This is a genomic window from Sphingobacterium sp. UBA7855 (genome assembly GCA_002500745.1).
Classification (GTDB): domain Bacteria; phylum Bacteroidota; class Bacteroidia; order Sphingobacteriales; family Sphingobacteriaceae; genus Sphingobacterium.
In genome coordinates, this window is sequence record DLST01000020.1 from 345,225 (window position 1) to 369,212 (window position 23,988).

The following is a 23,988-nucleotide window of genomic DNA, read 5'->3' on the forward strand; positions in this document are numbered from 1 at the left end:
CAATTAAGCATCTGGATCAATACTGTAGCGGAAAACGAACATTTGCAGGTGAAGGAGTAACGAATGATGGGTAGAAAAAAGGGTCACTCTATTTCGAGTCGACCCTTTTATATATTACTTTTCGATGGATGACATATCGATTACAAATCGATATTTAACATCACTGTCCAATACCCTTTGGTAAGCCTCATTGACATAATCAATATTGATCATTTCTGTCTCAGGCAGAATATTGTGCGCTGCGCAAAAATCAAGCATATCCTGAGTTTCTTGTATACCTCCAATACTGGACGCCGTTAGGACCTTATTCCCCCCCATAATGGACCGGCCATTAATCTCCATCGGAGCAGCTGGAATTCCGACACAAATGTAAACCCCTTTTGTTTTTAACAGTGCTAAATAGAGGTTGTAATCATGGGGAGCCGATACTGTATCAATAATGAAATCAAAATACGATGAAAACTCGTCGATCTCATTAGACTCATGCGTATTTAAAAACTTATGCGCGCCAAGCAAAGTCGCATCGTCTTTTTTACGTGGCGAATGACTAATCATGGTAACTTCTGCCCCCATCGCTACCGCAATTTTAACAGCCATATGCCCTAATCCACCTAGCCCCAATACACCAACTTTATGACCTTTGCTGACATTCCATCTTTTTAATGGAGAATACGTTGTAATCCCAGCGCAAAGCAGTGGGGCAACCTTTTTAATATCCAATGATTCTGGCACATGAAGCACAAAATTTGCGTCCGCTACGATATTATTGCTGTAGCCGCCAAAGGTATAGCTGTGATCATGCATCACATCTTTGCTATTATAGGTCCAGACGGTCTTCTTTTCAGAACAGAACTGCTGTTGATCTGCTTTACAGTTTTCGCAAGTACCGCACGAGGCAACCATACAGCCTACACCTGCAAGATCACCTTTCTTAAATTTTGTCACGTCAGCACCAACTGCACTAATGCGGCCGACAATCTCATGCCCTGGTACAATCGGGTAGTGTGTACCACCCCACTCATCATGTACTTGATGAATATCTGAATGACAGATGCCACTATACAAGATATCTATTAATACATCGTTTGCACCCAGCTCTCTCCTTTCAAATTCCCAGTATTCAAGTGGAGAATTACTGTCTTTTGCCGCATAACCTTTCGATTTAATCATATTATCTTTTTTTATAGACCACATTTGGATACGAAAATGACTTCTATCCTCATTTTAACTTGTGTAAAGTTAATAGGTATTGTTGATGAATGAGGAAGTCGAATCGGAATATTGACATTCGACAAACAAAAAAGCAAGTTTCAACATATAGATTATGCATAGTACAGTGTATATTTGAGTACATATAAATCATTCCAATGAAAAGAATCAATTTAACGCTGGCTCTTCTTTGCTTTACAGCGATGGCTTTTGCACAAAAAATCAATTATAAGGTGAATACCGAATCCTCGAAAATCAAATGGAGCGCCAAAAAGGTCGTCGGTGGACATGTAGGCGTTATAAATCTACAAGATGGTAGTATACAGACCGATAAAGGAAAAATCATAGCCGGTAGCTTTACAATAGATATGAATTCCATGGCGTGTACTGATGCGCCCAAATTGACGGATCATTTAAAAAATGAAGATTTTTTTAATGTCCCGAGCTATCCCACTGCGAAATTTGTCATCAGTAAAGTTGACAACAGCAAAGCAAACCCAATCATAACAGGTAATCTTACAATTAAGAATAAAACAAAATCAATATCATTTCCTGCGAAAGTCACCACTTCGGTAGATGGTCTAGCTGCAGAAGCTGTCGGCGTAAAAGTCAATCGTTTGGATTTTGATATACAGTACCGTTCTGCGAGTTTCTTCTCTGACTTAGGCAACCGCGCTATAAACGATGAGTTCACATTGGATATACAGATTAAGGGAACAAAATAGCTCATGCATTGGAGCGAATCAATAAACTACTGCTAATAAGACTCTTTCCAGTCTCCAAGTGTACTAAAATTTGATTGTTAATATTTTTCAACTGTATGTAACGTGAATTCTATTAAATTAGATTTGTTTCAAATTACACATAACATACCTGAAAATTAACGAAAGTGAAGTTTTAGATTTATCTTTAAAATTCCTAAAGATAAATTATACAAAGGATTTATGGAGAAAATAAAAACTTTTCAACAGCACGAGCTTAATAGAATTAGAAAAAATTGGAGTAATAGTGGCCTTGCATTTGAGAAGTTAGGAAGATCTTCTAATATATCGGATTACTCCGACCGAGAGATCAATGAGATGTTGTTAGGGATATATAAAGACAGTAAACATCTTATGGTTGATGAAGGGTATTTTATTGATGTTTCAAAGGTACAGAAAGCCAGTTGCACTTTAGTGGATGTCTCCTACGCTAGACGCATTAAACCAGACCCCAAAAGTGACCTTAAACTTCAGGACATCCGTAATTTCTATATTGAGGATTATTTTGTCGACACAAAAGAAATATTTTCTGGTAAACATAAACACAAGATAACCGGTTATTTGAAAAAAATCGGTGGTATCAGCTTGGGGAAAGGTCAATACAATAAATTGTATTCTATTCCGAATGATTTTAAAACCTTTTTCGGTAACGCGCCCGCAGATTTATTCTACCCCATACAACGCTATGTAAATGGACTATTCTTTGACGACGATTATAGAATTTCAGATTTTGAAGTCATCAGCAATATTTCTATGAGTAAGATATGAGCCAATTAGAACGTATAAATTATTCGAGTTTTTTTGACTGTTTCTTGCGTCTAATCGCTTTTCCTCAAAGTAACAACAGTGATTTCAGGCCATACTCCTATTCGCCCTCGTAAACCGTGAAAGCCAAATCCACGATTGACGTAAAGATATTTTCCATGTTTTTGATACAGCCCTGCCCATTGTTTGTAAAAATATTGAATTGGGCTCCATTTAAATCCAAATAATTCGATCCCAAACTGCATACCATGTGTATGACCAGCGAGGGTTAAATGTACATGCTGATCGTGACCCAAGGTAACATGATCCCAATGGGAAGGATCATGAGACATCAAAATTTTGAAAGTATCCTTGTTCAAACCAATGGTAGCCTTAGCAAGATCGCCATACTGATGGAATCCACCTTTGCCCCAATTTTCAACACCGATTAAAGAAATACGATCTCCTTGCTTTTCAATTGCTATTGATTCATTCAGTAATAATTTAAATCCCATTTCATGGTGAATCTTCTTAAGTCTATTCAGGTTTGCGATTTTTGATTCGACACTATCCCATTGCACATAATCCCCATAATCGTGATTTCCAAGAACTGAAAACTTGCCGAACGGAGCTTGCAAGCGATTAAATTCTGAAACCCATGGCTCCATTTCAGAAGCCCTATTATTGACCAAATCGCCAGTAAATAATACAAGATCACTGTTCTGAGCATTTGCTAAATCAATACCTTTACGCACTCTTCTCCTATCAGATAAACTCCCAGAATGGATATCTGACAGTTGCGTAATTTTAAAGCCGTTAAACGCCTCGGGGAGATCTGGAAAACTCACAACTTCTTCTCGTACTCTATAAAAATAACGACCTCTCGTTAGCCCGAAAAAAATAATCAGTAGCATAAGTACCGAAATGAGTAGGACAATCTCGCTCAAAAGAATACTACGCGGCGGATAAGAGCGGAAAATGCGCGTAAGATCTTCGAGGAGTAAAAATGGAATAGCGATCAATTTAGGTATATAAACAATCAAAAATGCCGTAACCAAACTGGTCGCTGACCGCTGGATTTCATGACCTGCCTTCCGCAAGAAAAATAAAGCGAAAACTCCCACAAGCAACAATAAATCCAAACACCAATATATACTCTGAAAAACTGAACTTTTAGCAACGGTAATGAAAGCCTGAAAAAAATAGAAATCCCCTAAAATAAATAGGAATAAAATGAATAGAAGTCTTTTTGCCATATGGTACCAAATACATATGTTAAACTGCTAATGATATGCCAAAAGATATATCGTTGGATCGCTAGAAGCTTACTTCCGAAATACTGATGTGCTCGTGACAATTGGCTCTATTTCAACCCTATTTGATAGTGAAATTTCCTAACATTTATTCAAAACATGACATAATGTCCTAAAGTTATTTTCAAATTGATAATTATTTCAATATACCGACCTTTTGCATACATGCTCTCATTTTCGTATAAGTCCGCTCAATATCGTCATCTAAACCAATAGAGAATCTGATCAATCCATCTGAAATTCCCATTGTTAAACGTTCCTGCTCAGGAATTTCGGATGAGGTCGAACGGCCCGAGCAGGAAAATAATGTCTTGTAAAAACCTAAACTTACAGCAAGATATCCTAAATTTTCAGACTGCATCATCTCCATCAAATCATTAGCTCTTTCAGTCGTTTCAACGTCCACGGTCATTAAACCGCCAAATCCATACGCTTCATGCATTATGCTCTTCATTAACTCGTGGTTGGGATGAGATACCAGTCCTGGGTAAGAAACCTTTAATCCATCTTGCTCAAATCGCTCAGCTAAATAAAGCGCGTTATAGCTATGCTGTTTCATCCGTATATGAAGCGTGCGTAGATTCTTCAGTATACTCGCCGAGCGTAAGCTGTCCATTGTTGGTCCCAGCAACATACAAGCTCCACTATTGACGTTTTTAGTTTCGTCGATAAATTCCTGGCTTGCACAATATACACCACCAAGACTATCGCTGCTACCGTTGATAAACTTTGTTAAGCTATGAATCACGATATCTGCGCCCAAGCGTATCGGTGAAATTGACAAAGGAGAAAAGGTGTTGTCAACAATCAGTTTTAGTTTATACTTTTTACATAGCGTCGATAACCTCCTCAGATCCGCCACTCGCAACAACGGATTGCTCACACTTTCACAGTACAAAATTTTTGTATTGGGTCTTATCGAATTTTCTAATGCTTCAAAATCATCAATATCCAAGAATGTCGTCTCGATTTGGAAAGGTGGGAGAAAATTTTTGAGTAAAGCATACGTTCCCCCATAGATTGTCCTGCTTGAAATAATATGGTCTCCGCTTTTACAGAGCTGTAAGAGAACCGTAGTTATGGCTCCCATCCCAGAAGATGTCACATTAGCCGCAGCGGTATCTTCCATTTTTGCTAATGCCTTCGCTAAGTATACATTCATTGGAGAGGAATGTCTTGAATAAAGATAACAACCTTCTCCATTTCCTTCGAATGTATCTAACATCATTTTAGCGGAAAGAAAGGTATAGGTGGAACTGTCCGATATTGACGGATTTACACCTCCAAACTCACCAAAATATTGCAAATCTTGAATTTCATTTGCTGCATTAAAATCTTCCATGTTTTTATCTTTAAAATTGGGGAATTTTAAATTATATTACAATAAATTATAGCTATATTAGAGTATAATTCTACTATACAAAAAATATTTAGTAAAAAAATCTATTTGATTTAAGAAAACATCCATTAAACCAAAAATAAATCTATGCATTTCGACGAAACTGACCGAAAATTACTGCTACTTCTACAACAAGACGCAAAACAAACAACCAAAGAGCTATCCCACAAACTTAACTTATCAGCGACAGCCGTTTACGAACGCGTACGTAAACTCGAAAATACGGGAATCATTAAAGGATATGTTGCAGTACTGGATAAACGCAAAATAGCGAAAGATTTCTTGGTATTATGCCACGTTAAATTAGTGCAACATAAAAAAGAATTTATCCTACATTTTGAAAAAGAGGTGATGAACCTACAGGAAGTAACAGAATGCTTTCATGTGAGCGGAGATTTCGACTATATATTAAAAATATGTGTGCAGGACATGGCAGACTATCGTAATTTTATGTTAACCAAATTGACGAGTCTAAAACATATCGCAAGCACGCATAGCTCATTTATGATCACTGAAGTCAAAAATACCATAGCCATTATGCTGTAGAAACTTAAACTAAAACGCCATTTTTTGAAGCAATAGGCTCTGGAATATCTTCGTCTCCTATGATCTGCAAGATATCAATCTCAATGGTTCGACAGATCGATAGCATCGGTATATCAAACATCAATCCTCCAAATGGATTTTCAGTGTAGTCACCCACCAGTTCCATCACAATATAAATCCATCCTATGACCACACAAAAAGGAATACTCGTCCATATACCCCAATCGCCCAATTTCGCAAATTCATTTACTAAACCTAATGGAAGCAGAATGATAAGAATGACATTGAACACAAATGCTGTACTCGCAAACTGCCGCGGCGAAGGAAATTTTTTGATTCTCTCTGCCTGCCCCTGATAATCATAAAATTGGTTTAAACAGTTCTGTAATTGAGTTTGATTGAAATCAGAGATGACCTTATCATTTTTCAAGGCATTTACTTCCCTAGCTTGTTGAGAAATCAGATAAGTCGCAAAGTTTTTGTATTCACGCTGTGCGTTGAACTCCGCAGCAGAAAGATATTTATTCAAAAAAATAGATGTCCTACTGTAATCAGGAAAACCGGCCTTAATAAGTCTGTTTCTTTTCACATTCATAGAACCAATATATTTTTTTAAACTGATGTGCTCCCATTCCGTGGGAACCAACAATTGCTCCCTCAGCGTATACAGCCAGGCAATATGACGGTAAGCGATCTTTTTTCTCCGTTCTACTAGATCGATAGAATCACCATTTTCGGTGTTAAACGCATATAACATAGCTGTGAATGACCGGCTAGAATTAACAATTGAACCCCAAATTTTTCGGGCTTCCCAAAGTCGATCATAGGCCTGATTGTTTTTAAAACCAACGTAGAATGCTTCAGCCGTCCCGATCAAGGCCAACGGAACCCATGGAATTATCATCCACTGCCAGTTAAAAAAATAATAGATAATCGCCACGAGGGAGCACCAAAGCGTAAGCCATATCAAATGTGCACCTGCTAAATTGAATATTTGCCTATAATTGAAATATTTCGTTGTGATCATAAAGAATGAATATCTTTTATTAAAAAACGCCGTGAAAGTACACTTAATCTATAACTGTTCAATACACCAATTTGTTTTCGAGGCAATTATTTCTAAACCTTTGCCCTACTATCAAAACTAAAGGTATAGATTTCAAAATAGCTTATCACTAAATTTACTTTTTTCATCCCGAAAAAACCAACATATATCCCAAAAAATTGAATAAAACCATCGTCGAATATAGCTTTGGGTAATTATTCGAAACTTATGAACAAATTAATAGTAGTAACTCTGATTACATTTTTCGCTAACAGTTTGCTATTCGCTCAAAGCACAGTCATCGGAAAGGTCTCCGATCAATCTGGAAATCCAGTCCCCTACGCAACCGTTTCCTTTCAGCCATTACATGCAATGAAAGATACAGCTATAGAGAAAATAGCCGATGAGTATGGCAACTTTCAGTTATTCATCAACGAAAAAGGAACTTATCTCGCTTCAGTTCATATTGAAAAAGTACTCAAAATGCAGCAAAAAATCGATATTAAAGAATCGAATGAAACCATGGCATTTGTAGTTCCCAAATCACGCTTAACTAACCTCGTGCTAGATGAAGTGACGGTAAACAATCGCAGACCGGTCATACAGCGAAAAATTGACCGTCTCATCATGAATGTTGGGCAAACAGCCAACGCTGTTGGAAAATCAGCATTAGATTTACTTAAAATAGCACCAGGAGTGTTTGTCAATAACGGCCAAATTTCAATTAACGGGACAATGGGCACACGCATTCTTGTAGACGGTAAAAGTATTAATCTGGCAGGAAGCGATCTTAAAAATTACCTTCAGTCATTACGTTCCAGTGATATCCAAAGCATTGAAATTATGGCACATCCCTCAGCGGAATTCGATGCAGAAGGCAGTGGTGGCATAATTAATATTATTTTGAAGAAAAATGATAAGCAAGGAATCAATGGCTATATCGGCAATGACTATGGACTAGGCCTCGGAAAATATGCCTCATACAATCCTTACGCCGCTTTAAATTATCGGAAGGAAAAAATTGGTTTAACCGCAAGCTATGCTTACGCTCACGCTAAATCCTATGAAGAACTCAAACAGCAGAGAAATTTTCCCAATAATGGTCTATATAGTCAAACAACAGACAATACACAAACAAACAACAATAGCCGGATAAGAACGGTTGTAACATATGATCGTTCAAAGAAGGAATCTTTCGGATTATCCTATACGGGCCAATATAGTAATTTTACAGGTCCCTCGGTTGCCCATGCGACAGTGCGCTACCCAGATCCAGCTACAGATATCACTTCGGCGGGCAGCTTTCCTTCCGAATCGAAATCCAATTATCAAAACATTGGATTCAATTATGGTAGGGAAACAGACAGTTTGCATTCTAAGGTCACTGTAATCGCCGATTATACACATAATAAGCGTACTGGAAATAGTATCAGCAACAGCACGGATTGGAATGCCAAAGGTAGCGTAATTAGCGATACGTTATTTAGATTAAATTATCCAAGTACAGCAAAAATATTTACGGGCGAAGCAAAATACAACTGGATAATAAAAAAAGAAAATAATTTGTCCATTGGCTTAAAGTCTACAGCGACAGATATCATAAACACCAATAACTATCAGATTTTCAATAAACATTGGACACCAAGTCCATCGCTTGATTTCGAATTCGCTTATAAAGAAAGAATTTATGCAACCTACGCCAATTACACGGGAAAATGGGCAAAAATTGATTATCAATTGGGGATTAGAGGAGAGAAATCCATTGTCCAGGGGCGACTTTGGGGAGCACAACAGGCAGATCTTTCACAACATTATTTCAATTGGTTTCCAAGCATATTTTTAAAGAAAGACCTAAATATGGAAGGAAGCAATTACCTTACTTTTTCCTACAATCGAAGAATTAGACGTCCTTCATACTTTGATTTGAATCCATATAAATATTATATCGATAATTATTCCGTACAGACAGGAAATCCCTATTTGAGACCACAATTTACAAATTCAATAGAAATTGGTGGGCTTTGGAAAGAAAAATACTATAGCGCATTAAATTATTCACAGACAAAAAACGCCATATCACAAATCATACGCAACCAGGCAAAAGAAGCGCTGTTGACCGTCATTAAAGACAACGTCGGTACTCAAAAGGTATGGACCGCTACCATCAGCGTGCCTGTAGACTTCTTTTCCTTCTGGTCAAGCACGAATACCGTTCTGTTCACACATACCCGTTCCGCTTCTCCAAACTTTAATTTAAAAAAAGCCTCTTTCCTTGTACAGACGGAACAGGAAATATCCTGTGGTAAAGGCTATAGTATGAATATAAATGCATTCTATACACCACAAATGTTAATCGGAAATATTGTAACTAAAGCCATCGGATCGGTCGATTTAGGAATCCAGAAAAAACTCATGAAAGATAAATTGGTGGCTAAGGCGAGCATCAGTGATATATTTTATACCAATAATTATACAGCAACAAGTTATTTCAACGATACTAAAATTTGGATAAGTCATAAAGAACAATCACGTGTTTGCTCCATCTCCTTAATATATAATTTCAAAAAGGGCACGGCGTTTAAAGCGAAAAAAATGGAATCTAGTAATATGGAGGAAAACGGAAGATTATAAATGTTAACAATTTTTATCTTTGCAGCTCAACGAGCTACTAAATTAAAATAAATAAGGGTCAATGAAAAAGTATAAGCTTGCCAAATTTATCGCCCAGGTAGATCCATTCGTTAAAAAAAAGAATATTGAAACATTCTATACGCCAAGTGTTCGAATCATATTACATTTTGGTATGTGGTTCATATTTACGGTGCTCCTGTTCTGCAACTACTACTATGTGTTGGCAATTCCGCCGAATCAATCCTTATTTTTATCGATCCGCGTCCTGATTTCATCACTTGTAGTCTTTTATCTCTTTTTCTATTGGATCATACCCTATGCGCGAAATTCAAAACTATGGATATTACCGTTTATAGCATCGCCCGTATGTATTTTTATTTGGTTATTTATCAATAATCTTTTTTATGTAGTAGCCTACAGATATGGTTATGACCTATCCAACTTATACCCATTAATGGGCAAAGAAAGAAACTTCATTCCAAATCTTTGGTCGGTTTTCAGTTTCAAGGTGATTGCATTAAATGCATTATCTGTTATCTATTCAATGTCTCCTTTTTTCTTTACCAAAATATTAATTGATATGAGAAGAATAAACAAAGATAGGATGCGAATTCAAGAGCAGAAGTTAAAGTTGTCACTGGAAAACATACAGGTAGAAAAAGACTTTCTGAAAGCTCAACTTAATCCACATTTTCTATTCAATACGCTAAATAATCTCTACCGTTTGACCATGAAAAAAGATCCAACAGCGCCAGAGGTTGTTTTAAATTTATCCGAAATAATGGGATACACGTTATATGACTCGGATACAGAATATGTCTCCTTAGGGAAAGAGCTCGATTTTATTGAGAATTATTTCTCACTAGAAAAAATGCGGCATCCGAAAACCTATAAAATTGTATTGAAAATCGAAGGCCGACAGCACGCTGCCAACCTAACAATTGCGCCATTATTGACATTTAATCTAATCGAAAACGCCTTTAAATACGGACTTAAAAATGAAGAGGACTCATTTGTCCAACTTTTTATTAGCATTACCAAAGATCAATTTATTTTTGAAATTAAAAATGACTATGATAATTTAGATAGAACAAAAACAGCTCCGTCTAAAGGTATTGGTATTAAAAATTTAAGAAAACGCCTCCACCTCATTTATCCGACAAAGAGCGATCTCCAAATCACAGATACTAACGCTGAATTTAAAGTTGTATTAAATATCACATTACAGCATGATTGAAAAGTATAGTTGCATCGTCATCGACGACGAGCCTTTAGGAATTGAACTCATTACAGATTTCGTCAATCAAATACCCTTTCTGGAACTGAGAAAGACATTCGGAAAGCCAATCGAGGCCATGAGCTTCTTGCAAGATAATGCCATTGATTTGGTGTTTAGTGATATTGAAATGCCCAAATTGACGGGCTTAGATCTATTGGAAACCCTAGCGCAGCAACCCATCTTTATTTTTATCACAGCACATCGGCATTTTGCCATTGACGGATTTGAAAAAGGAGCGGCGGATTACCTCATAAAACCCGTTCGTTTCGATCGGTTTTTAAAAGCTGTAAATAGAGTAAAGGAACAACTAGATATGCTTAAAAAGCTAAAAAACAGTTCTATAAAAACAGATCGAATTTTCATAAAAAGTGAAGGCAAGTTTATCAAATTAATGCTAAAGGATATTGTCTACATCGAGGCTCAGGGCAATTACTTGACCATTGTCACGCTTAACGGTACGAATCAGACATTATCTACCTTAAAAGCCATGGAGGAAATTTTATACAATTCCAGTTTCTTTCGAATTCATAGAGCATTCATCGTCAATACAGATTATATTCAGTCGCTAAATGGAAATATCGTTCAGCTTTCGAATGGAAAAATTATTCCTATCGCCAGCAATAAAAAAGACCAATTATATTCCCTTCTGGGGTTACATTAAAATAATCGAATACAATGCCTTTAGCGACCTAAATGTCCATAGGTGAACGTTTAGTGGATTTAAAAAAAAAAGATACAGTATACTATTGTGTATTTTTATCCTTTTGATTATTTTAATTACATTGGAATATAAAACTTCAAATACACAACAAGATGATGATAAAAATAAAAGGCTTCGCATTAAATATGATTCTTTTACTGCTTGCGACAACTGCTTTTGCCCAAAACAAAGTGGATTTAAGGACAATGTTAAATAAAAATCGAGAATTTATATTTCCACAGACAGTGGATAAAATTGCGACGGCGTTGCATGTCAAAACGGAATTTTATGAAGACGCCAATGCGGAAAAGTATGCAAAATGGATCACTACATCTGGTTTAGAACTGTATAGCAATTACGGCGATGACAAAACTGTTAATGAACTTTTTTTCGATATTCATGAAGATAAGTTTTTGGTTATCGAAGGGCTACCTTTTGATCTAGCAATGAATAAAACAACCCTCAAAGACGCGCTCTCAAAATTCAGTCGTCACCAAGTCAAACAGAAGAAGCTTGATGATGGAAGCGCTTACCCTGGCGGTACTAGCCTGATCATGAAAACGGGTACGCATTTTACTACGCTCATCTTTGATAACAAAAATCTTTTGAAGTTTATGAGTTTAACCACTTCCCTAATTGATCCCGCAGTCAATTAGCGTAACGCCATCGATAAAATTTCAACATATTAAAGATTACCTTTTTTTAGCTCATTTACCGCAAAATCTACCGCCCTTGCGGTAAATGCCATATACGTTAGTGATGGATTCACACACGATGAAGAAGTCATAAAGGCCCCATCTGTCACAAAAACATTTTTCGCGTCCCATACTTGATTAAATTTGTTCAGTACTGATGTTTTTGGATCGTTGCCCATTCGTGCTGTGCCCATTTCGTGAATTCCCTGTCCCATACTGAACCCATTATCGTAGGTCTTTACATCTTTGACACCAATTGATGTTAACATTTCCACCATTTCATTACTGGCATCGCGTCTTATCTTCCGCTCGTTCTCTTTGATCGCTGCATCTATTGCTAATACAGGAAGTCCCCATTTATCGCGAATAGACGAATCCAATACGACTTTATTATCGTGGTATGGCAGTATTTCCCCGAAAGCAGTGAATCCAATTTTCCAGCCGCCAGGCTCAGTAATAGCATCCTTCCAGGCTCCGCCCACGCTCATATGCTCGACCTCACCTGTCCATTGTGGCCTTGAAGCACCCCCCTGATAGCCAAAACCACGAACATAATCTCTGTGCTTATTATCTCCGGGAACATTAACGAATCGCGGAACATATAATCCATTAGCCCTTCGACCAAAAATATATTTATCTTCGAATCCATCTACGCTTCCGCCAGCACCACTATTTAACATGTGATCCATTAAATTATGCCCCAGTTCCCCGCTGCTACTACCCAGACCATTTTCCCATATAGCAGTAGCGGAATTCATTAATAACCAGGTGGAATTTAACGTCGATGCACAAACAAAAACAATTTTGGCAAAATATTCATACGTCTGATTCGTTTCTGCATCAACTATTTCAACTCCTTTAGCTCGCTGCGTATCAGGGTCATAAATAATATTCTTTACAATGGAAAACGGACGTAACGTTAACTTTCCTGTCTTCATCGCAGCAGGTAATGTGGCAGACTGTGTGCTAAAATAAGCGCCAAAATTACAGCCAAGCCAGCATTTATTTTGGTATTGACAATTGATGCGGTTATGATGCGGAACTGTTATGTTGGCAACCCTACCAATGATAAAATGCCGCTTGCCCTGGTAACGCAATTTCAGTCGTGTGGCAAGATCTTTTTCTACAACATTCATATCCATCGGCGGCATAAATTCACCGTCAGGCAGCACTGCTATTCCGTCTTTATTACCAGAGATGCCGGCAAATTTCTCGACATAACTGTACCAGGGTGCAATTTCCCGATAACGTACAGGCCAATCTATACCGTAACCATCTTTGCTATTAGCCTCAAAATCAATATCCGACAAACGATAACTCTGCCGCCCCCACATTAGCGACCGCCCGCCAACCTGATAACCTCTGAACCAATTAAAGGGTTTTATTTCCTTATATGGACTTTCAGTTTCATTGGTCCAAAAATCAATATTTCCTTCGTTTATCCATTGATTTTTGATTCCAAATGGCAAATAATGCTGCGCAATATTCAACGGTACACGGCCACCATGTGGAAAATCCCATGGATCTTTGTTGGGGGATGGATAATCTTTAATATGTTCAATATTGCGTCCTCTTTCTAACATTATGGTTTTAAGTCCCCGCTCTGTTAGTTCCTTCGCTGCCCAGCCGCCAGTGATTCCAGACCCGACGACAATAGCATCGTATACATTATTATTCATGTAGTTGTAGTTGGTTTATTGGTTACTACCTGTTGGAAAACTCCTTTTCCGAAGTGAGTTTTTTCTATCACAAACAATGGCAAAGTTTAATGATAAATCTACCCTGCACCTCGAGCTTATCCACCTCGGCAACGAAGTAGAATAAATTCCCTAAACAAGTTTAAGCTTTTTTTTTGATTTAATTGCAACCGGTTGCAAATTTTTGTAATATTGTATAAGACAAGTTCGTAACTTGAATAACCAGATTATAACAGTATAAACTAGAGACTAAATCATTGTTTCAGACTAATCGGCATATAAGTCTTTTCAGTCTGGAATATGGTCTTTTCAAAACGTAATAAATATGACAACAATTAAAGGTCCTGCTATCTTTCTCGCACAATTTATCGGCGATGAACCCCCGTTTAATTCTTTAGAAAATATCTGCCAATGGGCCTCAGCGCTCGGCTATAAAGGCATTCAGTTGCCAACTTTAGATTCCCGTTTTATTGATCTAGAAAAAGCAGCACGCGACAAAAGCTATGCACTCGACCTAAAAGCTAAAGTACAGTCCTATGGATTGGAAATCACCGAGCTCTCAACCCATCTTCAAGGACAACTAATCGCTGTAAATCCAAGTTTTGATGATCTCTTTGATGCCTTTGCGCCACAACATGTACATAAAGATCCCGCAGCACGACAACAGTGGGCCATACAACAATTAAAATATGCCGTACAGGCCTCGCACAATCTTGGACTGAAAGCATTAGCAACCTTTAGTGGCGCATTACTATGGCCATTCATATACCCTTGGCCACAACGGCCAGCCAACCTGATTGAAACCGGATTTGCGGAACTTGCCAAATTATGGTTACCCATACTGGATGAATGCGAGCAATATGATGTCGATCTCTGTTATGAATTACATCCAGGGGAAGATCTCCACGATGGTGCTACTTTCGACCTGTTTCTCGAAAATGTCAACAATCACAAACGGGCAAACATACTTTATGATCCCTCCCATTTTGTCCTTCAATGCCTCGATTACCTCGAATTTATCGACATTTATCACGAGCGAATTAAAATGTTTCATGTTAAAGATGCTGAATTTACACCTTCTGGCCGTCAGGGTGTGTATGGTGGCTACCAGAACTGGCAAGGTAGAGCGGGTAGATTTAGATCAATTGGCGATGGACAAGTGGACTTTAAAGCCATATTTACCAAACTTACACAGTATGATTTTAAAGGTTGGGCGGTACTCGAATGGGAGTGTGCATTTAAAAATGCTGAAGATGGTGCTCGGGAAGGTGCCCTGCATATTAAAGACTACATCATACGGGTTACCGATAAAGCATTCGATAATTTTGCTGCAGTAGAAACCAACGATAACCTCAATCGTAAACTATTGGGGTTGTAAAACAGAAGATCTCGTCATTATAAATTTAACTTTATGCGCACTACAAAACTTAAAATGGGTATGATAGGCGGAGGAAAGAATGCTTTCATAGGTGCTGTTCACCGTATGGCTGCAGCAATCGACGGCCATATTGAATTATGTTGCGGAGCACTAAGCGCTGACCCTATTGTTGCCAAAGAATCTGGATTACTTTTAGGACTTCCAAAAGAAAGAAGTTATGGAAGTTATCAGGAAATGATCTTAGAAGAAAGTAAACGCCCTACGCAAGAACGTATGGACTTCGTCAGCATCGTCACCCCTAATTTTGCTCATTTCGAACCGGCAATGATGGCCTTAAACCATGGCTTTCATGTCGTCCTTGAAAAACCGATGACTTTCACACTTGAACAAGCGCGTTTACTTCAAGAAAAAGTTGAAGAAACCGGATTAACCCTTTGTGTGACATATACGTACTCCGCTTATCCTATGGTAAAACAGGCCCGTCAACTTGTGAAAGAAGGTCGACTAGGTCCAATCAGAAAGATTATGGTCGAGTACCCACAAGGTTGGCTCAGTAAACTCATTGAAAACGGACTCTCACTAGCATTCTGGCGCACAGATCCAGAAAAAAGTGGAAAAAGCGGATGTATGGGTGATATCGGAACCCACGCGGCACATTTAGCAGAATATATCTCAGGCCTGAAAATAACTAAAATGTGTGCCGATTTACAAACTTTTGTCGACGGGAGAAAACTGGAAGACGACGGCAATATTTTACTCCGATTTGAAAACGGTGCAACGGGAGTGCTATCTGCCTCACAGGTCGCTGCCGGAGAAGAAAATGCCTTAAAAATTAGAGTATATGGTGAAGAAGGCGGTTTAGAATGGAACCAACAAGATGCCAATACACTAATCGTCAAACATGTCGATCAGCCGACACAGCTCTTTAGAGCCGGACAACCATATCTTTCGCCACTCGCACAACATAATGTACGCTTACCAGCTGGCCACCCAGAAGGATACATTGAAGCATTTGCCAATATCTATAGAAATTTTGCAACGACACTTTTAGCGTCCATGCAAGGTAAAGTTCCTACAGAAGAAGAGACTGACTTCCCGACCGTAATTGATGGTGTCCGGGGCATGATGTTTTTGGAAACTGTACTTGCTTCAGCAGCGTCTGAACAAAAATGGACTGAATTCCTAAGTTACTAAAACAAAAAAACCGATGTGGTTTCCCCGCCCGCGGGAGACACCTCATCGGTTGCTATTTTCGCGAATTGATGTTTGATTACCACAGCGGATTAATATAGTTCTCAGCATTTCAATAAAGTTTCTAACATATACGCTTCGTTCCATTTTTCTTATCCCTATATAGAACGGTTTCAATTCAACAGCTATTGTTTTTTCACATAATTTGGAGCGTCCGCTATCACTATAGTTTGTTCTTCCTGTGTTAATGGAGCTGGAGGAATTTCAGCAACATCTCGTTCAATTTCCCGAATCTCGACATGAACAGCGTATGGTGAAGGCTCTATTGGAATTCCCATCACAGTCGCGTATTCTCTGGTGAAAATGGCCCCAAAATATAGGATAGCGGCTGTGTAATACACCCACAACAAGATCAATACAAACGAACCCGCCGCACCATAAGTATCTTGTGTAGCCGAATGTTCTAAATAGACCCCAATGAAATACCTGCCTAACACAAATAAAATGGAGGTAAATAAAGCGCCAGCACGAACCGTTCGCCAAGGAATATTGACGTCCGGCAGTATCTTAAAGATCACACTGAACAAAAGAAAAATTGTTCCAAAGGATAAACTAAAGTTGATTCCGTTTACCAACATAACTGTCATATCTGGAAAATATCGCTGCAGCTGATCCATCAAAGTCAAAATCACACCATTAACAATTAGTGTAACAACCAGCAAGAATCCCAATCCTATAACTAATGATGAAGACAAAAGTCTGTCCTGAACTAACTTTAGCCATCCTTTTTTTGGCTTCGCACGTACGTGCCAAATCTTGTTAATGGAATTTTGTATATCTCCAAAAACTGTTGTTGCGGCTAAAACTAAGGTAACACTACTGAACAGCAATGCCAGATTTGACTTTCCTGACAATTGTAAATTCTGAATAACCTCCTGAATCTGCTTAGCAGCACTATTTCCCACAAAACTGCGTAACTCCAAAAATACCCTCCCCTCAATGGCATCCTCTCCATAAAAAATTCCAGCCAAAGCAATGATTAGAACGAATATTGGACCGATCGAGAAAACGGTATAATAAGATAGTGACGCACTGTACTTCATTGAATCCTCATTGAGAAATCCCGCAACAGTACTTTTCAAAATCCGCCAATAGGTTTTTATTTTACTGCTACTCTTAGTTCTAATATCCATATCTTCGCGTTTTATCTCAACAACAAACCATTAATTAGTAGAGAAAGTTTGTCTTTTATATGCTTTAATGCGAATAGTCCTTTAAAGTGCCTTCCAGAACGATTCGATCCCGGTTTACGACCCTTAGACTAAGAATGATATCTGAAGCAATGGTTTTCAGCGTTAAAATGGGCGGAACCTTAACTTCATTTGGCCAGTCCGCCAGATGAATCGCAACATGAGATAACTCATCAGTATTCTTATAGCTCACATTTAATCGGTATACGTCCTGTGATGTCGACAACATACTGAATCCCCTATCTTGTTTTTTAAACCACTGGTAAAATAGCTTATTGGGCAGAAACTTGTTGAGGTTACTATCTCCCCGCATGGTAATCCGCACTTCTGGAACGCGTGTATTGTACAGCGTTTTCTCTTCGACCGTTTCAAAATTCTCATCAACCGCATAATTGATAATCGTATCGGTCTGAGTTACCTTATTTTTTAATATTTCAATATCAATATAATTACCGTTTAAATGTGTGAAAAGAGAATCAGTCATCATCGGAAATTCTTCAAACGCTACTTTTATTTTATTTTTCAGTTGATTTGTAGGAATATTCACCCAAGATTTTGCAATATATTGTTTCGATGCAAGTTCCCTGACAAGGAACGCTTTCGGAAAGTTCCAATTCCTTGATGTAAATTCACCATAAACATCAACATGATCACCCTTCAATGTCAGTTCAACATAATTGTTAGTAGATAAATCACTGTAACGAACCGATTGACCGGTAAGTGTGCTCGGATCATCGATAAATTGTTTAATAGTTACCATATCACCTTTTGATTGAATGAGCTGCAACATCTCTTCCTTCTTCTTATCAAGATCAAAACCTACACCAACCAATAAATCATTTCCTCGACACACAAATGCTATTTTATTCGTCTCATCATACGCATAGGCCATCCCAGACTCCACGCCCTTTTCGATAGAATCAACATGAATGACATCCTTTAGAAAATATAGAAATTGCTGTTTATCCCTTAGCTGAAAAAAAGCATAAAAATTTTTTGAATGTTCCTCCAAGGCAAAAAGAAAAACATTCGCTTTGATGTCAATACCATTATCTTGAAGTTTACTGAGCCTTTTGCCCAAATGCAAACGCTCTTTTGGTGATAGTTGCCATGTATTAAAAAACTGATTCAACAGAATATCATCCAATGATACAGTTAATAATGCTTTACTTTCTTTATGCACCAATGATTTGTATGACTCTTGTTGCCTAAAACTATATATTCCCCATACGGTAATCATTAAAAGAATAACAATCCCTATCGTCCAAATTATTGTCTTTTTTATCATATTGATTTCAATCTATAACGAAATTTAAAGTAATGGGATCAAAAATATCAACTAAACAGCGCCTTTTCCACCCCTGAAATCAGGGAATTGGTCATTCCATTTATGATTCTATAATTAAACCATATTCAAGGGCAGATTTTACAGCGGCAGTAACACTCTTCGTTTGAAATTTCTCCATTAAATTTTTGCGATGACTTTCTACTGTGTGCGAACTGATAAAGAGAACGTCGGCAATTTCATTAGTTGTCATACCTTTCGCCACTAAACTGAGCACTTCTTTTTCACGCCGAGTCAACTTCGGCACCTGCTTCAGCCCTATTTCTGACTTCTGATTCAAAATAATCCTGGTTTTCTCACAGATATAGCGCTTTCCAACAATAACATCTGAAATAGCAGTCAGTATTTCATCGCCATTTGCATTTTTCTGTAAATAGGCATCCGCCCCCTCTTTTAGAATACTATTGATGACTGCAAATTCATTGTGTACACTAAATGCAATTATCTTCAAATCATTATTATTCTCTTTCAGTCCTTTAACTAAATCTATCCCGTTAGCGTCAGGTAGATTAATATCGAGGAGCAATACCATTGGCATGTCTACCGCAATAGACTTATACAGCTCTGTCGCGCTAGAATACATGCCGACAACTTCAAAATCTTCATGCGCGTTGATTATGTTTTTCAAACCTTCAAGCAACAAAGGGTGATCGTCTGTAATCGCTATCTTAATCATTTTTTCTAAAAGTTAAACCATGGGTATTTCCAGCTCTATTGTAGTACCCGAGCCCTGATCAGACATGAGCTTCATTTCGCCGTTTAAAAATGAAAGTCTTGAACGCACATTATGCATTCCTGCTGCATGCTGCAAATCGACACTTTTTATATCAAAACCCTTGCCATCATCTTCAATTGTGATATGTAAACGCTTATTATGTGAAGAAAGCTGTATTAAAATATTGGAAGCACTGGCATGCTTCAACGCATTATTGACCAATTCCTGAATAATTCGATACAAAGAAATTTCCTGTTCAGTACTCAACGTGGATTCAAATTGCAGAAATTCGCATATAACGACACAGGTAACCTGGCTCATACGACTTGCATAGTCTCTTAAAGTCTCCTTCAAACCATATTTCACAATTAAATCAGGCATAAGGTTATGGGCAAGCCGACGAAGTTCATCTACCGCCCCATCCAAGAGATCAATGCTTCGATCTATTCCTTCCTTTACGGATTTCTTTTCTAAAGTAGCTTTATTAAGCTCCGACAAACCTAACTTCGTACTAGACAGTAAACCACCCAAGCCATCATGTAAGTCACGGGCAAGACGCGTCCGCTCCTTCTCTTCCCCGGCAAGCATTGCTGTCAGGCTTTCGATTGCATGCTGCTGATTATTTTTTTCGATTTCTAATTGATGCAAATGCTCCCGCTGTTTCAATGCATTGGAACGCTGCCAATAGGCATAGAATAACAAAACAATAACAACCAAACAACTAATAAATAAGCAAATGTAAATTGAATTCATACGCGACTTAAAAGCAATTTTCTTTTTTGACACGTCAAGTTCTTGTAAACGTTGTGTATTCTCCAGTCGGCTTAACTGCAAATCTTGCTCCTTCTTATCTCTTTCAAGTTGTAATACTTTAAGCTGCTGCGCACGATTCAGTTCATTCAATTTCAAATTCTCAACCAGTTGATGCTGTCTGTCATTCAAAGCTCTCATCAACTTAATCTGCTGTTCCTTTTTCTCCCCCTCTAAACGAAGACGCATTAACTTCTGGTTCTGCAATTCTCGCTCAAACTTCAGTTCCAACTGTTTGGTCTTATCTAATTTATCCGAGTTGAAAGCCTTTTGAAATACATCTATGTAGCTTTTCTGATAGTTGAACGCTTCTTCATATTTTCCTTCTTCAACACTTACTTCGGCCAGCCTGCTAAATAGACTTAAACCCACCTGATAATCGTAATGTGGCTCTCGATTAAGATTATCCAAAGCTATTTGCAGGTATTTCTTACCTTCATCACGGCTGCCAACTTTGAAAGCTTCATCCGCGAGAATACCATAGGCGGGCACCGTGATGGCATATTGTCCAGTTTCAGCAGCGATATCCAAAGCTTGTTTAGCGTAGGCTATTGCTTTTTTAGCACCGCTATCCAAATAAAACTCGTGGTATAGATTTGCAAGATTAACAGAAACATAGGCTAGATCCGTCGGATTGATAAGATGTTTATCATTCTTGTTAACCAAGCTATAAGCATCAAGATAGTGTTGTTCAGCTTTACTCAATAGATCAAAATTCCCCCGATTTAACCTGTACTCCTCTTCAAACAAATAACCAGCTTGCATGTACGCATCAAATAAGCTATTGACATTCCCTCCTGCTTTAGCCGTTTCCAACAATAATGAAGTATACTTTTCTTGAAAATCATAATTACGCTGATTGGCGTAGATTGCTGTGAGTTCTTTATAAACCGCCAATTTACGAGCGATATTTGCCTCTGTCTGCGGCGCCTTATCTAAGTAAGAAATTGCTTTATGGAATTGCGCAACTGCCTCATCTTCTTTATTCTGCCGCGTCATAATCCACCCAGCACAATAATGTACATATCCCTTTGTTCCATTTTCATTGACAATTGGGAGCACAGATTTAGCGTGTTCCAAATAAAATCGCGATTTTTCAAAAGCATGATCATTAAAGCTATTCATCGCAGCAATGCAATTCAAATACGCATAATACTGCTTGTCGGGATAGTTTTTAGCCAACTGAATATTGTCATGCAGTAGTTGACCCGCCAGCGCTTTCTCATTATTAAAATACAGGGCCTGTGCGTATTTTCCCGTCAGTACAAACCGCTCTCTGCTTCCCAAAGGAAGACTGTAATACGATTTCCTTAACTCCTGCAGCTTTTCTTGAGCCAACACAACAAAACGTGGACATAGAAAAAGAAAAAATATTAGAATAGAACGCCAAAGATTCAGAACATACCCCATAAAATCAAATATTGTATCTCGCTATGTGAATAGCCCAAACTTAGATAAATTTGGCTTTATACACAATAAATTATCGTACATAGAAGTAAAACGAATGCTATTGGTATGCAAATCTGACGGAGCTTGCTAAACAAAAAATCATACCTTTGCTACAATGAAGTACTTCTATTTATTTCTTGCTATAACTGCTGAGATCTTCGCAACAACTTTTCTCAAAAAGTCGGCAGGCTTTACGCTGATCAAACCAACGATTATCAGTATTGTCGGGTATATTATTGCATTCTACTTTTTAAGTATTACCCTGAAATACTTACCTGTGGGTATATCCTACGCAATTTGGTCAGGAGTTGGAATTGTAGCGATCACCCTGGTGGGTATGTTTTTATTTAAACAGATTCCCGATACAGCGGCCATTGTTGGTATGGTTTTAATCATCGCTGGAGTCATCGTTATCAATCTGTTTTCAAAAATGGGAACACATTAGCTGATGTAAGATCTAAATTTGTATTTTTGTAACTTACATAAATTAAAGGATACGTGTCGTTAGAGAAACTAAAACTTAGCAAAAGATTGACTGCTACGATGACTGAACTCGGTTATCTGGCTCCAAAGGAAATTCAGGGTCGGTGCATTTCCAGAATTCTTGGTGGACAGGATGTTATTGCCATCGCTCCTGAAGGAGCTGGCAAAACCACAACTTATGTTTTAACCACTTTGATGAAGTTGAAATTCACAACAGATGAAGCTCCAAAGTTTTTGATCTTGGCGCCAAATGAAGAACGTATCGACGAAATTGTTGAAAAATTCTACCAACTGAGCAAAAATAGAGACCTTCGCATTATTGGATTACGCGCATCAGGCAGTATGGAAGAGGAAATCGGGGAATTAGTTGACGGAAAGGATATTGTTGTAGCTACACCAAATCGCGCTAGAGCGATTTATCTCAAACTAGCGCTAAATCTCAATCGAATTCAGACGTTAATTATCGATGATGCGGAAGAGATTATCAAACAAGGAATGCAAACACCCGTACGCGAATTGGCGGAAAGCTGTGGTAAAGTGCAACATATCATATTCAGTACGGTTGAACATCAGAAACTATATGACATGGTAGACAATTTCATGAATGAAGACTATGCCGTCATAGAGGTAGACGAACTTGAAAACGATACTGTTGACACCTTGGATTTGTTCGTATACCATGTCCCTAATTTCACAACAAAAATCAATTTATTAAATCATCTGCTGCAAGATAAAGAAGTATTTCAGAAAGTAGTAGTTTTTGTAAACACGAAACTTACGGCCCAAAAATTAGCCAGCCACTTGTTCAGCAGGAATAAAGAAGAAATTGCGGTACTCAATCCATTATTTTACGACGATTTCGGTTATGAAGCCATTGAAGACTTCAAAGAAAATAGTCAATCCCGTGTATTGATTATTGCGAGAGAAAACACAAATGATATTGATCTTTCCGCTATTCCATTCGTTTTCCAATTTGAATTACCAAATGAGAAGGAGCAATTCTTAAATCATCTCCTCAAAAATGAAGAGAACGAAGAAACTGTAATACTAACCTTTGCGACAGACCTGGAATTACCTATGGTAAAAAAAGTCGAACAGGCCGTTGGTAAAAGAATGGACCTACTGGCGTTACCCGAAGATGTGTCCATATATAATTCGACCGCCGATAAGAAGAAAAAGGTGAATAAGGAAGAAGACCAAACAGATATTTCTCGTGGAGGAGCCTTTCACCAAAAGAAAGAAAGCAATGCTAAAACTTATAATTATGGCGGCGGTGAAAAAGCGAAAATGACCATGAAAATGAAAAAGAAATAGAAGTTCAAAATAAATTACAACTAAAAAGGGANNT

General features: G+C 38.0%; 20 protein-coding genes. 11 read left to right on the top strand and 9 right to left on the bottom strand.

Annotation, left to right across the window (positions count from 1 at the left end):
* Positions 1-114: 114 nt before the first annotated feature.
* Positions 115-1,170, bottom strand: a complete 1,056-nt coding sequence (locus tag B2107_RS20845; RefSeq protein WP_293957683.1) for an NAD(P)-dependent alcohol dehydrogenase — start codon at positions 1,168-1,170, stop codon at positions 115-117.
* Between the two features lie 197 nt (positions 1,171-1,367).
* Between B2107_RS20845 and B2107_RS20850 the strand changes: the two genes are divergently transcribed.
* Together B2107_RS20850 and B2107_RS20855 are read left to right on the top strand one after the other, a co-directional pair.
* The gene (locus B2107_RS20850) at positions 1,368-1,934 is read left to right on the top strand and encodes a YceI family protein (protein WP_293957684.1); all 567 of its coding nucleotides are present in this window, start codon (positions 1,368-1,370) and stop codon (positions 1,932-1,934) included.
* Between the two features lie 219 nt (positions 1,935-2,153).
* Positions 2,154-2,738 carry a hypothetical protein gene (locus B2107_RS20855; RefSeq protein ID WP_293957685.1) on the top strand — a complete coding sequence of 195 codons (585 nt, stop codon included), beginning with the start codon at positions 2,154-2,156 and terminating at the stop codon, positions 2,736-2,738.
* Between the two features lie 50 nt (positions 2,739-2,788).
* Here the strand turns inward: B2107_RS20855 and B2107_RS20860 are convergent, their stop codons facing one another.
* The gene (locus B2107_RS20860; protein WP_293957686.1) at positions 2,789-3,970 is read right to left on the bottom strand and encodes a metallophosphoesterase; all 1,182 of its coding nucleotides are present in this window, start codon (positions 3,968-3,970) and stop codon (positions 2,789-2,791) included.
* A 193-nt stretch (positions 3,971-4,163) separates the two neighbouring features.
* Positions 4,164-5,369, bottom strand: coding sequence for an aminotransferase class I/II-fold pyridoxal phosphate-dependent enzyme (locus B2107_RS20865; RefSeq protein ID WP_293957687.1), 1,206 nt, complete (start codon positions 5,367-5,369; stop codon positions 4,164-4,166).
* 144 nt (positions 5,370-5,513) lie between these two features.
* Here B2107_RS20865 and B2107_RS20870 point away from each other — a divergent pair, with 144 nt between their 5' ends.
* Positions 5,514-5,972, top strand: coding sequence for an Lrp/AsnC family transcriptional regulator (locus tag B2107_RS20870; RefSeq protein WP_293957688.1), 459 nt, complete (start codon positions 5,514-5,516; stop codon positions 5,970-5,972).
* A gap of 4 nt (positions 5,973-5,976) precedes the next feature.
* Here B2107_RS20870 and B2107_RS20875 read toward each other — a convergent pair whose 3' ends face one another.
* On the bottom strand, positions 5,977-6,999 hold the full coding sequence (locus B2107_RS20875; protein ID WP_293957689.1) for a bestrophin family protein: 1,023 nt from the start codon (positions 6,997-6,999) through the stop codon (positions 5,977-5,979).
* 246 nt (positions 7,000-7,245) lie between these two features.
* On the opposite strand from B2107_RS20875, the gene B2107_RS20880 reads away from it, so the two are divergent.
* From B2107_RS20880 to B2107_RS20895, 4 genes are all read left to right on the top strand, one after another.
* On the top strand, positions 7,246-9,648 hold the full coding sequence (locus tag B2107_RS20880) for an outer membrane beta-barrel protein (protein WP_293957690.1): 2,403 nt from the start codon (positions 7,246-7,248) through the stop codon (positions 9,646-9,648).
* Positions 9,649-9,709: 61 nt separating this feature from the next.
* On the top strand, positions 9,710-10,885 hold the full coding sequence (locus B2107_RS20885) for a sensor histidine kinase (RefSeq protein WP_293957691.1): 1,176 nt from the start codon (positions 9,710-9,712) through the stop codon (positions 10,883-10,885).
* Positions 10,878-11,588, top strand: a complete 711-nt coding sequence (locus B2107_RS20890; RefSeq protein ID WP_293957692.1) for a LytR/AlgR family response regulator transcription factor — start codon at positions 10,878-10,880, stop codon at positions 11,586-11,588. Before B2107_RS20885 ends, B2107_RS20890 begins: the two co-directional genes overlap by 8 nt.
* 152 nt (positions 11,589-11,740) lie before the next feature.
* Positions 11,741-12,283, top strand: coding sequence for a hypothetical protein (locus tag B2107_RS20895; RefSeq protein ID WP_293957693.1), 543 nt, complete (start codon positions 11,741-11,743; stop codon positions 12,281-12,283).
* A 29-nt stretch (positions 12,284-12,312) separates the two neighbouring features.
* Here B2107_RS20895 and B2107_RS20900 read toward each other — a convergent pair whose 3' ends face one another.
* Positions 12,313-14,001, bottom strand: a complete 1,689-nt coding sequence (locus tag B2107_RS20900) for a GMC oxidoreductase (RefSeq protein WP_293957694.1) — start codon at positions 13,999-14,001, stop codon at positions 12,313-12,315.
* 343 nt (positions 14,002-14,344) lie between these two features.
* On the opposite strand from B2107_RS20900, the gene B2107_RS20905 reads away from it, so the two are divergent.
* Complete coding sequence (locus B2107_RS20905; RefSeq protein WP_293957695.1) at positions 14,345-15,397, top strand: sugar phosphate isomerase/epimerase family protein; 1,053 nt, start codon at positions 14,345-14,347, stop codon at positions 15,395-15,397.
* Positions 15,398-15,430: 33 nt separating this feature from the next.
* A complete protein-coding gene (locus tag B2107_RS20910) occupies positions 15,431-16,591 on the top strand; it encodes a Gfo/Idh/MocA family protein (protein ID WP_293957696.1) in 1,161 nt (386 codons plus the stop codon).
* A 182-nt stretch (positions 16,592-16,773) separates the two neighbouring features.
* Here the strand turns inward: B2107_RS20910 and B2107_RS20915 are convergent, their stop codons facing one another.
* From B2107_RS20915 to B2107_RS20930, 4 genes are all read right to left on the bottom strand, one after another.
* Entirely contained in the window at positions 16,774-17,781 is a 1,008-nt protein-coding gene (locus B2107_RS20915; protein ID WP_293957697.1) for a YihY/virulence factor BrkB family protein, read from the bottom strand.
* 64 nt (positions 17,782-17,845) lie between these two features.
* Positions 17,846-19,126 carry a hypothetical protein gene (locus tag B2107_RS20920; RefSeq protein ID WP_293957698.1) on the bottom strand — a complete coding sequence of 427 codons (1,281 nt, stop codon included), beginning with the start codon at positions 19,124-19,126 and terminating at the stop codon, positions 17,846-17,848.
* A 100-nt stretch (positions 19,127-19,226) separates the two neighbouring features.
* The gene (locus B2107_RS20925; protein ID WP_293957699.1) at positions 19,227-19,859 is read right to left on the bottom strand and encodes a response regulator; all 633 of its coding nucleotides are present in this window, start codon (positions 19,857-19,859) and stop codon (positions 19,227-19,229) included.
* A gap of 12 nt (positions 19,860-19,871) precedes the next feature.
* On the bottom strand, positions 19,872-22,118 hold the full coding sequence (locus B2107_RS20930; protein ID WP_293957700.1) for a sensor histidine kinase: 2,247 nt from the start codon (positions 22,116-22,118) through the stop codon (positions 19,872-19,874).
* Positions 22,119-22,272: 154 nt separating this feature from the next.
* On the opposite strand from B2107_RS20930, the gene B2107_RS20935 reads away from it, so the two are divergent.
* Both B2107_RS20935 and B2107_RS20940 read left to right on the top strand, forming a co-directional pair.
* Positions 22,273-22,602 carry a DMT family transporter gene (locus B2107_RS20935; protein WP_293957701.1) on the top strand — a complete coding sequence of 110 codons (330 nt, stop codon included), beginning with the start codon at positions 22,273-22,275 and terminating at the stop codon, positions 22,600-22,602.
* Between the two features lie 53 nt (positions 22,603-22,655).
* Entirely contained in the window at positions 22,656-23,954 is a 1,299-nt protein-coding gene (locus B2107_RS20940; RefSeq protein ID WP_293957702.1) for a DEAD/DEAH box helicase, read from the top strand.
* The last annotated feature ends 34 nt before the right edge of the window (positions 23,955-23,988 follow it).

Excerpts from the sequence above, each read along its gene's own strand:
- B2107_RS20875 (WP_293957689.1), bottom strand. The coding sequence starts at position 6,999 with ATGATCACAACGAAATATTTCAATTATAGGCAAATATTCAATTTAGCA.
- B2107_RS20935 (WP_293957701.1), top strand. The coding sequence starts at position 22,273 with ATGAAGTACTTCTATTTATTTCTTGCTATAACTGCTGAGATCTTCGCA.
- B2107_RS20870 (WP_293957688.1), top strand. The coding sequence starts at position 5,514 with ATGCATTTCGACGAAACTGACCGAAAATTACTGCTACTTCTACAACAA.
- B2107_RS20850 (WP_293957684.1), top strand. The coding sequence starts at position 1,368 with ATGAAAAGAATCAATTTAACGCTGGCTCTTCTTTGCTTTACAGCGATG.
- B2107_RS20930 (WP_293957700.1), bottom strand. The coding sequence starts at position 22,118 with ATGGGGTATGTTCTGAATCTTTGGCGTTCTATTCTAATATTTTTTCTT.
- B2107_RS20855 (WP_293957685.1), top strand. The coding sequence starts at position 2,154 with ATGGAGAAAATAAAAACTTTTCAACAGCACGAGCTTAATAGAATTAGA.
- B2107_RS20860 (WP_293957686.1), bottom strand. The coding sequence starts at position 3,970 with ATGGCAAAAAGACTTCTATTCATTTTATTCCTATTTATTTTAGGGGAT.
- B2107_RS20900 (WP_293957694.1), bottom strand. The coding sequence starts at position 14,001 with ATGAATAATAATGTATACGATGCTATTGTCGTCGGGTCTGGAATCACT.
- B2107_RS20895 (WP_293957693.1), top strand. The coding sequence starts at position 11,741 with ATGATGATAAAAATAAAAGGCTTCGCATTAAATATGATTCTTTTACTG.
- B2107_RS20905 (WP_293957695.1), top strand. The coding sequence starts at position 14,345 with ATGACAACAATTAAAGGTCCTGCTATCTTTCTCGCACAATTTATCGGC.
- B2107_RS20845 (WP_293957683.1), bottom strand. The coding sequence starts at position 1,170 with ATGATTAAATCGAAAGGTTATGCGGCAAAAGACAGTAATTCTCCACTT.
- B2107_RS20880 (WP_293957690.1), top strand. The coding sequence starts at position 7,246 with ATGAACAAATTAATAGTAGTAACTCTGATTACATTTTTCGCTAACAGT.
- B2107_RS20885 (WP_293957691.1), top strand. The coding sequence starts at position 9,710 with ATGAAAAAGTATAAGCTTGCCAAATTTATCGCCCAGGTAGATCCATTC.
- B2107_RS20915 (WP_293957697.1), bottom strand. The coding sequence starts at position 17,781 with ATGGATATTAGAACTAAGAGTAGCAGTAAAATAAAAACCTATTGGCGG.
- B2107_RS20910 (WP_293957696.1), top strand. The coding sequence starts at position 15,431 with ATGCGCACTACAAAACTTAAAATGGGTATGATAGGCGGAGGAAAGAAT.
- B2107_RS20865 (WP_293957687.1), bottom strand. The coding sequence starts at position 5,369 with ATGGAAGATTTTAATGCAGCAAATGAAATTCAAGATTTGCAATATTTT.
- B2107_RS20925 (WP_293957699.1), bottom strand. The coding sequence starts at position 19,859 with ATGATTAAGATAGCGATTACAGACGATCACCCTTTGTTGCTTGAAGGT.
- B2107_RS20890 (WP_293957692.1), top strand. The coding sequence starts at position 10,878 with ATGATTGAAAAGTATAGTTGCATCGTCATCGACGACGAGCCTTTAGGA.
- B2107_RS20920 (WP_293957698.1), bottom strand. The coding sequence starts at position 19,126 with ATGATAAAAAAGACAATAATTTGGACGATAGGGATTGTTATTCTTTTA.